This window comes from Variovorax trehalosi, from assembly GCF_051216415.1.
GTDB lineage: Bacteria > Pseudomonadota > Gammaproteobacteria > Burkholderiales > Burkholderiaceae_C > Variovorax.
Map to the genome: position 1 here is coordinate 322436 of NZ_JBPJZG010000005.1, position 12884 is coordinate 335319.

At 67.6% G+C, this 12884-nt stretch carries 12 protein-coding genes; 9 read left to right on the plus strand and 3 right to left on the minus strand.

Annotated elements, in window-relative coordinates:
- Nucleotides 1-31: 31 nt before the first annotated feature.
- Both ACSFA7_RS20435 and ACSFA7_RS20440 read left to right on the plus strand, forming a co-directional pair.
- On the plus strand, nt 32-847 hold the full coding sequence (locus ACSFA7_RS20435) for an ABC transporter ATP-binding protein (protein ID WP_435501063.1): 816 nt from the start codon (nt 32-34) through the stop codon (nt 845-847).
- The gene (locus ACSFA7_RS20440) at nt 844-1677 is read left to right on the plus strand and encodes an ABC transporter permease (RefSeq protein ID WP_176657051.1); all 834 of its coding nucleotides are present in this window, start codon (nt 844-846) and stop codon (nt 1675-1677) included. The genes ACSFA7_RS20435 and ACSFA7_RS20440 overlap by 4 nt, the downstream gene beginning before the upstream one ends.
- Nucleotides 1678-1706: 29 nt before the next feature.
- Here ACSFA7_RS20440 and ACSFA7_RS20445 read toward each other — a convergent pair whose 3' ends face one another.
- The 3 genes from ACSFA7_RS20445 to gloB are packed head-to-tail and all read right to left on the minus strand — an operon-like array spanning nt 1707 to nt 5921.
- On the minus strand, nt 1707-3470 hold the full coding sequence (locus tag ACSFA7_RS20445; protein WP_435501064.1) for a monovalent cation:proton antiporter-2 (CPA2) family protein: 1764 nt from the start codon (nt 3468-3470) through the stop codon (nt 1707-1709).
- A gap of 52 nt (nt 3471-3522) precedes the next feature.
- Entirely contained in the window at nt 3523-5145 is a 1623-nt protein-coding gene (locus tag ACSFA7_RS20450; protein ID WP_435501065.1) for a transglycosylase SLT domain-containing protein, read from the minus strand.
- The gene (gene gloB / locus ACSFA7_RS20455) at nt 5142-5921 is read right to left on the minus strand and encodes a hydroxyacylglutathione hydrolase (protein WP_435501066.1); all 780 of its coding nucleotides are present in this window, start codon (nt 5919-5921) and stop codon (nt 5142-5144) included. The genes ACSFA7_RS20450 and gloB overlap by 4 nt, the downstream gene beginning before the upstream one ends.
- 19 nt (nt 5922-5940) lie before the next feature.
- Here gloB and ACSFA7_RS20460 point away from each other — a divergent pair, with 19 nt between their 5' ends.
- The 7 genes from ACSFA7_RS20460 (at nt 5941) to ACSFA7_RS20490 (ending at nt 12865) form a co-directional block, all read left to right on the plus strand.
- Nucleotides 5941-6693, plus strand: a complete 753-nt coding sequence (locus ACSFA7_RS20460) for a class I SAM-dependent methyltransferase (RefSeq protein WP_435501318.1) — start codon at nt 5941-5943, stop codon at nt 6691-6693.
- A gap of 25 nt (nt 6694-6718) precedes the next feature.
- Nucleotides 6719-7168, plus strand: a complete 450-nt coding sequence (rnhA, locus tag ACSFA7_RS20465) for a ribonuclease HI (RefSeq protein WP_042576760.1) — start codon at nt 6719-6721, stop codon at nt 7166-7168.
- A gap of 141 nt (nt 7169-7309) precedes the next feature.
- The gene (locus ACSFA7_RS20470; RefSeq protein WP_435501067.1) at nt 7310-8245 is read left to right on the plus strand and encodes a helix-turn-helix domain-containing protein; all 936 of its coding nucleotides are present in this window, start codon (nt 7310-7312) and stop codon (nt 8243-8245) included.
- Between the two features lie 141 nt (nt 8246-8386).
- Nucleotides 8387-8611: a hypothetical protein gene (locus tag ACSFA7_RS20475; RefSeq protein WP_435501068.1), complete on the plus strand. Its 225-nt coding sequence runs from the start codon at nt 8387-8389 to the stop codon at nt 8609-8611.
- Nucleotides 8608-10020, plus strand: a complete 1413-nt coding sequence (locus ACSFA7_RS20480) for an amidase (protein ID WP_435501069.1) — start codon at nt 8608-8610, stop codon at nt 10018-10020. Before ACSFA7_RS20475 ends, ACSFA7_RS20480 begins: the two co-directional genes overlap by 4 nt.
- A gap of 151 nt (nt 10021-10171) precedes the next feature.
- Nucleotides 10172-11572, plus strand: a complete 1401-nt coding sequence (locus tag ACSFA7_RS20485; protein ID WP_435501070.1) for an amidase — start codon at nt 10172-10174, stop codon at nt 11570-11572.
- A gap of 60 nt (nt 11573-11632) precedes the next feature.
- Complete coding sequence (locus ACSFA7_RS20490) at nt 11633-12865, plus strand: urea ABC transporter substrate-binding protein (protein WP_435501071.1); 1233 nt, start codon at nt 11633-11635, stop codon at nt 12863-12865.
- The last annotated feature ends 19 nt before the right edge of the window (nt 12866-12884 follow it).

Sequence of the window (12884 nt, forward strand, 5' to 3'; positions counted from 1 at the left end):
GGCCTTGGCCGGGTTTTTTAATCCTGCAGACATGTCCGACCACGCACTCGAACTCCTCTCCATCAGCTGCACCTTCCATTCGAAGGACGACCCAGGCCAGCGCTACACCGCCGTTGCCGACACCACGCTGCGTATCAAGGCGGGCGAGTTCGTCTCGGTGGTCGGGCCCACGGGATGCGGCAAGTCGACGCTGCTGAATGTGGGCGCCGGGCTGCTCGAGCCTTCGTCGGGCACGGTCAAGGTGTTCGGGAAGACGCTCGTGGGCGTCAATGCGCGCGCGGGCTACATGTTCCAGACCGAGGCGTTGATGCCGTGGCGCAGCGCCGTCGCCAACGTGATGGTGGGGCTGCAGTACCGCGGCGTGTCCGATGCGGATGCGCGCGAGCAGGCCGAGGCCTGGCTCTCGCGCGTGGGTCTCTCGGGCTTCGGCGACCGCTATCCGCACCAGCTCTCCGGCGGCATGCGCAAGCGCGTGGCGCTGGCGCAGACGCTGGTGCTCGATCCCGACATCATCCTCATGGACGAGCCCTTCAGCGCGCTGGATATCCAGACGCGCCAGCTGATGGAAAACGAGGTGCTCGAGATCTGGAGCGCGAAGAAGAAGGCGGTGCTTTTCATCACGCACGACCTGGACGAGGCCATTGCGATGAGCGACCGCGTGGTGGTGCTGTCGGCAGGGCCGGCCACGCATCCCATCGGCGAGTTCGACATCGACCTGGCCCGCCCGCGCGACGTGGCCGAGGTACGCACGCAGCCGCGCTTTGTCGAGCTGCACACGCAGATCTGGGAAGTGCTGCGCGACGAGGTGCTCAAGGGCTACGCGCAGCAGCTGAGGAAGGCCGCATGATCCCGCGCCTGAACGAGCGCAACGCGCGCTTCTGGCAGTTGGTGCTGCTGGTACTCATCCTGGTGGGGTGGCACCTGGCGTCGCGCAACCAGCAGTTCGCCTTCTTCGTCGGCGAGCCGATCCAGGTGGCGGGCCGCATCTGGAGCTGGTTCCTGCCGTTCGAGGTGCCGCCGAACCTGCTGTTTCCCGAGGGGCTGAAAGGCAACGCCGACATCTACCGGCACCTGGGCACCACGCTGCTGGAGACGGTGCTGGCCTTCGGCATCGGCACCGTGCTCGGTCTCGCGTGCGGGCTCTGGCTGGCGCTCGCGCCCACGGCGAGCCTGATCCTCGACCCCTACATCAAGGCCGCCAACTCGATGCCGCGCGTGATCCTCGCCCCGATCTTCGCGCTGTGGTTCGGCCTGGGCATCTGGAGCAAGGTGGCGCTGGCGGTCACGCTGGTGTTCTTCATCGTGTTCTTCAACGTCTACCAGGGCGTGCGCGAGGTGAGCCCGGTGGTGCTGGCCAACGCGAAGATGCTGGGCGCCAACCAGCGGCAGCTGCTGCGCACCGTGTACCTGCCGAGTGCCACGAGCTGGGTGTTCTCCAGCCTGCACACCTCGGTGGGGCTGGCCTTCGTCGGCGCGGTGGTGGGCGAATATCTGGGCTCGGCGCGCGGCGTGGGCTACCTGATTCTTCAGGCCGAGGGCACCTTCGACGTCAACACCGTCTTTGCCGGCATCGTGGTGCTGACGGCCTTTGCGCTGGCGCTCGACGGCCTGGTGGGACTGATCGAGAAGCGTCTCATGAAATGGCAGCCGCGCAGCGGCGAGACCGAGAAGCTCTGAAGCGCACGGCCGCACAGCCGCGCCGGGACTCAGGTGCCCCTGCCGTGGGCTTCCGTGTTCACCTGCACCAGCGCGCGGCCCGCGAAGATTCCGCCCGCCATCTCCAGCACGATGCGCTCCGCATCGCGCCGCCGCAGTTCGCCGATGACCTCATCGGCCTCCGTGTCGGAGGCGCCGAGTGCCAGCACACCCTGGCGGCCGAAGACCATCGCCGATTCGAAGGTTTCGCGGATCTGGAATTCGACGTCGAGCTTGCCGATTTCCAGCATGTGCTCGCGATCGTAGGAGCGGACCAGCAACTGCGCATGCGGGAACTCGGCCTTCAGCAGCTCGACGATGCGCGTGGTCGCGGCCTTGTCGTCCACGCACACCATGACGATGCGTGCGGTGTGCGCGCCAGCGGCGTGCAGCACGTCGGCACGCGAGCCGTCGCCGTAGTAGACCTTGAAGCCGAATTCGGCGGCGCCGCGGATGGCCTCGGTGTCGGTGTCGATGATCGAGATCGAGGCGCCGCGCGCAAGCGCGCCCTGGATGGCGATCTGGCCGAAACGGCCGAAGCCGATGACCAGCACGCTGCCGGCCAGTCCCTCGGCCTTTTCGACGCCGTCCATCGAGGCGGCCGAGACCGGCGCGAAGCGGCGGTGCGCGAGCACCACGAGCGGCGTGAGCGCCATTGACAGAACCACCACCGCCGTCATGTTGGCGTTGACCGTCGGGCTGATCACCTTCGCGCCGAGCGCGGAAGAAAACAGCACGAACGCGAACTCGCCACCCTGCGCCATCAACACGGCACGGTCGAGCGCATCGGCGGGCGAGCTCTTCGCGAGCCGCGCCACGCCGTAGATGCACAGCGCCTTCACCACCATCATCGACACCACGCCCGCCACGATCAGCTGCCAGTTCTGCGCCACCACCGCGAGATCGAGCGACATGCCTACGCCGATGAAGAACAGGCCCAGCAGCAGGCCGCGGAAGGGTTCGACGTCGGCCTCGAGCTGGTGGCGGAAGGTCGATTCCGACAGCAGCACGCCCGCGAGGAAGGCACCCATGGCCATCGACAGGCCGCCCAGTTGCATCAGCAGCGCGGCGCCCAACACCACCAGCAGCGCCGCGGCCGTCATGACCTCGCGCGCCTTGGAGTTGGCCAGGATGCGGAACAGCGGGTTGAGCAGCCACACGCCCGCCGCCACGAGCGCCGCAAGCGCGCCCATGGCGATGCCGACGCCGATCCAGCGCGAGGGCGCGACGGCCTGCTGCGCCGCGTCCACCGGTGCGATGAAGGCCACGATGGCCAGGAGCGGCACGATCAGCAGGTCTTCGAAGAGCAGGACCGCGACGATCTTCTGCCCGCGCGGCGCGGCAATGTCGCCGCGCTCGCCGAGCAGCTGCATCACGATGGCTGTGGAAGTGAGCACGAAGCCCATCGCGCACACGAACGAGACGGCCAGCGGAAAGCCGAAGGCCATGCCCACGCCGGTGAGCAGAAAGCCGCACACCACCACCTGCAGGCTGCCGAGGCCGAAGATGTCGCGGCGCATGCTCCAGAGATGCGAGGGCCGCATCTCCAGCCCGATCACGAACAGGAACATCACCACGCCCAGTTCGGCGGTGTGCAGGATCGTTTGTGGATCGGTGAACAGGCCGAAGCCGAACGGGCCGATGGCCAGTCCCGCGGCCAGGTAACCCAGGACTGAGCCGAGGCCCAGTCGCTTGAACAGCGGAACGGCGACGACCGCAGCTCCCAACAGCGTGACGACCTTGACGAGATCGCCCGCGCTTCCTTCAACAGCCATGGCGTGGCCCTCCCTTGTTGTTGTCAGTTCGGCGCAGCCCCGCCGACGGGGGTCAGCGCTTCTTCTTCGAAGGCGTGCCGCCGCGCTTCTCGCGCACGACCTGCTGCTTGCCGCCCGCAGGCACCTTGACGACGTTCTTGCCGCGAGCCGTGCTGGCCTGGGCAGGCGCGCCGCCGCGCTTCGAGGAGGATGCCGCGGCATGGCCGCGCGCCACCGCCACGCCGGCACCGACACGGGCCGCGGGCGCCGCGCGAACCGGCAGGTACACGACCACGCTGTAGCCGCGCTTGAAGGCGTGGTTGGGCTTCACGTCGTTCCACTCGGCCACGTTGGAGGGGGCGAGCTTGTAGCGGCGCGCGATGCTCGCCACGCTGTCGTTGCGCCCGGCCTTGACCGTGGTGCGGCGATTGACGATCTCGGGCTGGAAGCTCAGGTGGCCACCGTCGGCCACGACTGCCGCGACGTCTTCCTTGACGCGGGCGCCGCGCGGCACGATGAGCGTCGAGCCGGCCTTGATGAGCATGCGCGGCGGCACGTTGTTCATCGTGCGCAGGTCGCTCTCGCTCATGCCCGAGCGCTGGGCAGCGTCGGCCACCGTCATGGTGTTGGGCACGACCCAGGCGGTCCAGCTGGCGTACTGGCCTTGCGAGTAGGCGTCGAAGTTGCGCTGGAACACGGCCGCGTTGTCCCAGGGCAGCAGGATCTGCGGCGTGCCCGCGGCGATCAGCACCGGCTTGTGCGCGGCGGGGTTAAGCGCGCGGAAGTCCTCGATGCGTACGTCGGCCAGCTTGGCGGCCAGTTCCACGTCGAGGTCGCGCGTGAGCGTGACGGTCTGGAAGTACGGGTGGTTGGCGATCAGCGGCAGCTCGGCGTTGAAGGCCTGCGGATTGGCCACGATGTTCTTCACCGCCTGCAGCTTGGGCACATACAGCCGCGTTTCGGCGGGCATGTTGAGGTCGCTGTAGGTGGTGGGCAGGCCGGCGCGCTGGTTCTTCGCGATGGCACGGCCCACGCTGCCTTCACCCCAGTTGTAGGCGGCCAGCGCGAGTTGCCAGTCGCCGAACATGCCGTAGAGCTTCTGCAGGTAGTCGAGCGCGGCGCGGGTGGAGGCCAGCACGTCGCGGCGGTCGTCGCGGAAGATGTTCTGCTTCAGGTCGAAGTCGGTGCCGGTGGCGGGCATGAACTGCCACATGCCCGCGGCGCGCGCGCTGGAGACGGCCTGCGGGTTGAACGCGCTCTCGATGTACGGCAGCAGCGCGAGTTCGGTCGGCATGTTGCGCCGCTCGAGTTCCTCGACGATGTGGAACATGTACTTGTTTGAGCGCTCGGTCATGCGCTGGATGTAGTCGGGCCGGCTGGCATACCACTGTTCGCGGTCGCGCACGAGGTCGCTCTCGAGGTTGGGCATCTTGAAGCCGCGGCGGATTCGGTCCCACATGTCGGTCGGCGGAGCCAGCGTGACCACGCTCTGCGAGTGGGCCTCGCTGCTGGACAGGGGAGAGAGAGCGTCGCGCGGGTAGACGGGGGCCGCGCTGCCGGCGACCTTGGAGCCGGTGCCGCCGGTGGTGGTGCCGGCTTTGGGGGAGGTGGAGGAGGTTGAGGAGTTGTCGGTCGGTGCCGCGCAGCCTGCGAGCACCAGTGAACCTGCAAGGCAGGTGGCAGCGAGAAATTTCATCGGAAGTCGTTTTTCCATTGGCGCAGTGCAGCGAACACATCGGCTTCGGCCGCGTCGGCGGAAAGCTCGGCGTGCGCACGCACCGCTCGAAGGACAGTGGCTTCGCGGCTGCGAAGAAAGGGGTTGATCAGGCGTTCGGTTGCCAGTTGCGCGGGCAGTGTGGGCTGCCCTTGCGCGCGCAGGCTTTCGCAGCGCGCGTTGTAGTGAGTCAGATCGGCGTTGCCCGGTTCCACCGCGCGAGCGAAACGCAGGTTAGCAAGTGTGTATTCGTGCGCGCAGCAGACGCGGGTGTCGCCGGGCAGCGCGGCGAGCGCATCGAGCGAGGCCAGCATCTGCGCGGGCGTGCCTTCGAAGAGGCGCCCGCAACCGCCCGAGAACAGCGTGTCGCCGCAAAAGAGCAGCGGCGCACGGCCTTCGGCAGCCGGAAGAAAGTAGGCGATGTGGCCGGCCGTGTGGCCCGGCACGTCGATGACCTCGAAGCTGAGGCCGAGCGCTTCGGCGATGTCGCCTTGCACGTGCGGTGTGAAAGGCTCCGGAATGCGTTCGCGCGCGGGGCCGTGCACCGGCGCGCCCGTGGCGGCATGCAGCGCGGCCACGCCGCCCGTGTGATCGGGATGATGGTGCGTGACTAGAATCGCGGCCAGCTGCAGCTTGTGGTGCGCCAGCGCATCGAACACCGGTTGGGCGTCGCCCGGATCCACGACGATGGCGCTGGACCCGTCGTGCAGCATCCAGATGTAGTTGTCAGCGAAGGCGGGCAGCGGAACGAGGGTCATGAGCGGTCAAATTATAGGTTTGCAGGATTGGTTCGCGACCCCCCCGGGACGCTACCTCCTCGCGTGGGAGCAGGCCCAGTTCGACCAGGCGGTGGCCGACGTGTTCGGCTATCACGCGCTGCAGCTGGGCGCGGCCGAAGTCGAGGGCCTGCGCACCAACCGCATGCCGCACCGCTGGCTGGCGCTGAGCGACCCGATGCGGCCCGCCAAGGCCACGCTGCTGACCGACTTCACCGCACTGCCATTCGCGGCCAACAGCCTCGACCTGGTGGTGATGCCGCATGCGCTGGAACTCAGTCCCGATCCGCACGCCACGCTGCGCGAGGTCGAGCGGGTGCTGGTGCCCGAGGGCCGCGTGGTGATCTGCGGCCTCAACCCGGCCAGCCTCTGGGGCATGCGCCAGCGGCGCGCGCACCTGTACCGCAAGCTCGGCATCGGCGATCTTTACCTGCCAGAAGGCGGCGAGTTCATCGGCTACTGGCGCATGCGCGACTGGCTGCGGCTCCTGAGCTTCGAGGTGGAGTCGGGGCGCTTCGGCGTCTACCGGCCCGCGGTGCGCAGCGAAGCCTGGCTCGAGCGCTGCCGATGGATGGACAAGGCCGGCGAGCGCTGGTGGCCGATCTTCGGTGCGGCGTATTTCCTGGTGGCGGTCAAGCGGGTGCGCGGCATGCGCCTCCTGAGTGCAGATTGGCGCCGTGCTGCGGCACGGGCCACCGCGCCGGTGTCCATCGCCGGCAAGGTACACCGGAGTCAGCCGGATCAAACGGATTGAATCGAAACAAGAAGGAAAAGAGAGCTTGAACGAAGTCGTGATCTACACCGATGGTGCATGCAAGGGCAACCCCGGACCCGGGGGCTGGGGCGCGTGGCTCAAGTCGGGCGCCACCGAAAAGGAACTGTTCGGCGGCGAACTCAACACCACCAACAACCGCATGGAGCTGACCGCCGTCATCGAAGGCCTGGCCGCGCTCAAGCGCCCCTGCAAGGTGCTGCTCTACCTCGACAGCCAGTACGTGCGCATGGGCATCACCGAATGGATCCGCGGCTGGAAGGCCAAGGGCTGGATGACCGCCAGCAAGCAGCCGGTGAAGAACGTCGAACTCTGGCAGCGGCTGGACAAACTGGTGGCCGAGGGTGGCCATACGATCGAGTGGCGCTGGGTCAAGGGCCACTCGGGCGACCCGGGCAACGAGCGGGCAGACATGCTGGCCAACAAGGGCGTGGACAAGGCGCTCGGGCGAATCTGACGTAGGGTCAGCCCCGACGCCGCTCGGGGCGGGCGCTTGCTAGAGTGCCCGCAGTGCAGCGAAGCCGGTCCACGCAGGGCACGATTGTTGCTTGGGTTTTGGGATTCCACCCGCCGGTGGCGCCGTCCATTCGTTCGCAGCATGAACCTCGACTACTCAACGGACACGGTCGAACGCAGCCAGCGCTTCGACTACTGGAGCGATGTGGTGCGCAAGCACTTCATACCCGCCGCGAGCCGCGTGCCGGACCGCGAGCATTTCAACGCGCATTTTTCCGTTCGTTCGCTCGGCAACCTCACGCTCGCGGAGATGTCCTCGCCGCGCCACTACTGGGAGCGCGATGCGCAGCACCTGCGCAGCGGTCCGAACGAAGACTTCATGCTGAGCCTCATGGTGTCCGGGCACGGCGTGCTGTCGCAGTCGGGCCGTGAGGTGGTGCAGCGCAACGGCGACATCGTTCTCTACGATGCCGCGCGCCCCTTCACCTTCGATCTCCTGCCGGAGTCGAACCTGCTCGTGCGTATTCCGCGGTTGCAACTGCTGTGCAGGTTTCCCGAGGCCCAGAACCTGACGGCCATGCACCTGGCCAACGGCCATCCCATCGCCAGGCTGCTGGGCAGCATGATCCGCGAAGCCGCGGTGCTGGAGCTGTCGGGGCAGGAGGGCATGCAGGCCAGTCTTGCGAGCTCGCTGCTGGACATGCTCTCGGCGGTGCTGCAGTTCCAGGTCGGATGCACCGACGCCGTGCAGTCCTCGCACAACGCGCTGTTCCAGAAGACGCGCGACTACATCGCCGCGCACCTGGACGATTGCGAACTCGACGTCGAGCAGATCGCCTCCGCGCAGCACGTGTCCGCCCGCACGCTCGCGCGTGTGTTCGCCGAGCATGGCACCACGCCGATCCAGTGGCTCTGGAAGCAGCGGCTGGAGGCGAGCCACAGCGCGCTGCGCGAAGGCCGCGTGCGGCAGGTCACGCAGGCGGCCTTCCAGTACGGCTTCAGCGATCTCTCGCACTTCTGCCGGGTCTTCAAGAAGGCCTACGGCGTGACGCCGCAGACGCTGCTGCGCGGGCACTAGGAGCGTCACCACAGCCCGCATTCCGCCGCGCGCGGGAGGTTGGCGGTTCCAGCCCATCGCGCTGGCCTTTGCAGCCAAGCCGCGCGGGGCGTTGCTCCCTATCGTGAAGTCCACAAGCTTCCTTCACGAATGGAGACGACGATGAATGCTTCCCCGCCCGCAGATGCGGTCGATGTCGGCGCGCTCGCCCGCTGCGCGGCCCTGGACCTCCGCCCCGAACGCCGCGCCGCGGTCGAAGCGGTGCTGTCCGCCTGGATTCCCGCAGCCAACGAACTGAGCCGCAAGATGAGCGATGCGGCCTACCGCGAGCTGATGCCGGTCACCGCCTTCGCGCATGCGCATGAACTGCCCGAGGACGCCGCATGAGCGAGCTGCCCGATCTCGGCCTCGCCGAAGCCGCGCGCCTGGTGCGCGAGCGCAAGGTCTCGCCCGTGGAGCTGGTGGAGGCATCGCTCGCACGCATCCGCGCGCACGACGGCGTGCTCCGGTCCTTCATCACCGTGTTCGAAGAGCAGGCGATGCAGGTGGCGCGTGCCGCCGAACTGCTCTCGGGTGCGGGCCATGAACTCGGCCCGCTGCAGGGCATTCCGCTCGCGCTGAAAGACAACGTCGCGGTGCGCGGCAGCCGCACCACGGCGGGCAGCAAGATCCTGGCCGACTGGTTGCCCGAGGCCGACGCCACCGTGACCACGCGGCTGCGCCAGGCCGGCGCGATCTTCATCGGGAAGACCAACATGCACGAGTTCGCCTGGGGCGGCACCTCGGCCAATCCGCACTACGGCGCGGTGCGCAACCCCTGGGACCCGGCGCGCTTTCCGGCCGGCTCCAGCGGCGGCTCGGCGGTGGCGGTGGCGGCGCGCTTCTGTTTCGGGGCGATCGGCACCGACACCGGTGGTTCGATCCGCCTGCCTTCGGCCATCAACGGCATCGTGGGCCTGCGCCCGACCTACGGGCGGGTCAGCAACCACGGCGTGGTCCCGCTCGCATGGAGCATGGACACGGTGGGCCCGATGACGCGCAGCGTCGAAGACTGCGCGCTGATGTTCGGCGCCATCGCGGGCTTCGATCCGAAGGACGCGGGCAGCGCGCAACGCGCCTGCGACGACTACCTGAAGGACCTGGGCGGCGGCTGCCGCGGCCTGCGCATCGGCATCGTGCCCGGCTACTTCTTCGAGCACCTGCAGGCGCCGGTGCACGATGCGGTCAAGGAGGCGCTGGCCACCTTCGTCGACCTGGGCGCCGAGCTGGTCGAGGTCGATATCCGCAACATCCACGGCAATATTTCCGCGCAGCTCACCATCGAATCGGCCGAGCCGAGCACCTACCACCAGCGCAACCTGCGCGAACGCCCCGAAGACTACGGCGACGACGTGCGCACCCTGCTGGAAGCAGGCGAACTGCTGCTGGCCACCCAGTACCTGCAGGCCCAGCGCTACCGCGCGCTGCTGCGCGCCGAATTCCTGGAGGCCTTCAAGCGGGTGGATGTGTTCGTCTGCCCGTCGCTGCCCTTCGTCGCCACCCGCATCGGCGAGACGCGCGTGGAGATCGAGCCCGGGCAGGACGAAGACATGCTCTCCGCAATCATGCAGTTCACCGGCGTCGCGAGCCTCACGGGGCTGCCTTCGCTGAACGTGCCCTGCGGTTTCGATCCCGACGGCCTGCCCATTGGCATGCAGATCATCGGCCGGCCCTTCGCCGAGGCCGCGTTGCTGCGCGCGGGCCAGGCCTTCCAGCAGGCCACGGCCTTCCACAAGCGCGCGCCCGTGCTCGGCTGAAAAAAACATCGCTGGCCGGTCCAGCACATCGCAATGGCGCTGCGAGCCAAGCGTTCGCGGCGGCCCTTCGATACCTTCAATACCTTCGACGCGCAGCTTCAGACAAGCCTGTTCCTCGCCCTGATCCACAACGAAACGGAGTCTCCCAGCCATGCCGAGCAACGATCTGCACTACCTCGAACTTCTGGAAGTGGGCCGCCGCATCCAGTCGAAGGATCTGTCGTCCGTGGAGGTGACGAAGGCGCAACTCGAACGCATCGACGCGCTCGACGGAAAGCTCAAGAGCTATGTGCGGGTGCTCGGGGATTCCGCGCTCGCCGAGGCGGCGCGCGCCGAAACGGAAATCGCCAAGGGCGAGATCCGCGGCCCGCTGCACGGCGTGCCGATCGCCATCAAGGACCTGTGCTGGACCGAAGGTGTGCCGACCGCCGCCGGCATGACGCTCTACAAGGACTTCGTGCCCACCACCGACGGCACCGTGGTGCGCAAGCTGCGCGAGGCGGGCGCCGTCATCCTCGGCAAGCTGCAGCTCACCGAGAGCGCCTATGCCGACCACCATCCCTCGGTCTCGCCCCCGGTCAACCCATGGAATGCGGCGCACTGGCCGGGCGTGTCGTCCAGCGGTTCGGGCGTCGCGACTGCGGCAGGCCTGTGCTATGGCTCGCTGGGCACAGACACCGGCGGCTCCATCCGCTTTCCCTCGGCCGCCAACGGCCTCACGGGCCTCAAGCCCACCTGGGGCCGCGTGAGCCGCTACGGTGCCTTCGAGCTGGCCGCGACGCTGGACCACATCGGCCCGATGACGCGCAGCGCGGCCGATGCGGGCGCGATGCTCGGCGCGATTGCCGGCGCCGACGTGAACGATCCGACGGCGAGCCTCGCGCCGGTGCCCGACTACCTCGCCGATATCGGCAAGGGCATCGCCGGCCTTCGCATCGGCATCGACACGCGCTGGACCACCGAGGGTGTAGACGCACCGACGCGCGAGGTGCTGGACGCCGCCATCGCCGCGGTGCGCACGCTCGGCGGCGACCTGCGCGAGGTGCACTTTCCCGATCCCGCGCAGGCCATCGAGGACTGGTTCCCGCTGTGCGGCATCGAGGCCGCCGTGGTGCACGAGAAGACCTATCCGTCGCGCAAGGACATGTACGGCCCGGCGGTCGCAGGCCTCATCGACCTGGGCCTCGCGCAGCGAGGCGTGGACTACCAGAAGATCGTGCTGCGCCGCCACGACTTCAGCGGCAAGGTGAGGGCGATGTTCGAGGACATCGACCTGCTCCTGATCCCCGCCACGGGCATCGCCTCGCCGACCATGGAGCGCATGGCGCAGATGGGCGTCGATGCCGACCTCATGGCCGCGATGCTGCGCTACACCTGCCCCTTCGACATGACCGGCAGCCCGACCATCACGCTGCCCGGCGGCTTTACCGCAGGCGGCATGCCCGTGGCGTTCCAGTTCGTCGCGCGGCATTTCGACGAGGCGCTGCTGGTGCGCGCCGGCGCGGCCTTCCAGCAGGTCACCGACTGGCACCGCCGGCACCCGGCGCTCTGAACCGCCGCGGCTTCCCGCTTTCCTTTCCTTTCTTTTTCTTTCTCCTGAAAGCACATCACCATGAAACTACGTCACGCGCTTTTCTCCCTGGGCTGCACGATGGTGCTGGCCACCGCCGCGACCGCGGCCCTGGCGGCCGAGCCGTTGAAGGTCGGCCTGATGGAAGACGTCTCGGGCGACCTCGCCGTGCTGGGCAAGCCCAAGCTGAACGGCTCGCAACTCGCGGTGGAAGAGATCAACAAGGCCGGCGGCATCATGGGCCGGCAGATCGAGCTGATTCACCTCGACCCGCAGGGCGACAACGCGCGCTACCAGGAGTTCACGCGGCGCCTCTTGAGCAAGGACAAGGTGGACGTGCTGATCGGCGGCATCACCTCGGCCTCGCGTGAAGCGGTTCGCCCGATCGTCGACCGCACGCAGACGCCGTACTTCTATACCAACCAGTACGAAGGCGGCGTGTGCGATGCGAACATGATCAGCATGGGCGCGGTGCCCGAGCAGCAGTTCTCCACGCTCATTCCGTACATGGTCGAGAAGTTCGGCAAGAAGGTGTACGTGGTCGCAGCCGACTACAACTTCGGCCAGATCTCCGCCGAGTGGAACCGCACGATCCTCAAGGACGTGGGTGGCACGGTGGTCGGCGAGGAATTCATTCCGCTGGGCGTCTCGCAGTTCGCGCAGACCATCCAGAACATCCAGAAGGCCAAGCCCGACTGGCTCCTGATGCTCAACGTGGGCGCCGCGCAGGACTCGTTCTTCGAGCAGGCAGCGGCCGCCAAGCTGAACCTGCCGATGGGCTCGTCGGTGAAAGTCATGCTGGGCTTCGAGCACAAGCGCTTCGCGCCGCCCGCGCTCAACCGCATGCACGCCACGGCCAACTGGTTCGAGGAGATCGACACGCCCGCAGCCAACGAGTTCAAGAAGCGCTGGCACGCCAAGTTCCCGAACGAGCCCTACATCAACGACATGGGCTACAACGCCTATAACGCGCTCTACATGTACAAGACGATGGTCGAGAAGGCCAAGTCGACCAAGCTGGCGGACATTCGCAAGGTGATCGCCTCGGGCGAGGCCTGCATCGAGGCGGCCGAGGGCAAGGTCTGCATCGACCCCAAGAGCCAGCACGCCTCGCACGAGATGCGCCTGATCGCGGTGGACGAGAAGCACAACGTGAAGGTGCTCAAGGACTACGGAACGATCCAGCCGTACTGGCTTGGCCAGATCGGCTGCGACCTGACCAAGAAGAACGACCGCAAGCAGTACACGCCGTCGGACCTGCCCAAGAAGCTCTGACGCCTCCGATCGACCGGTT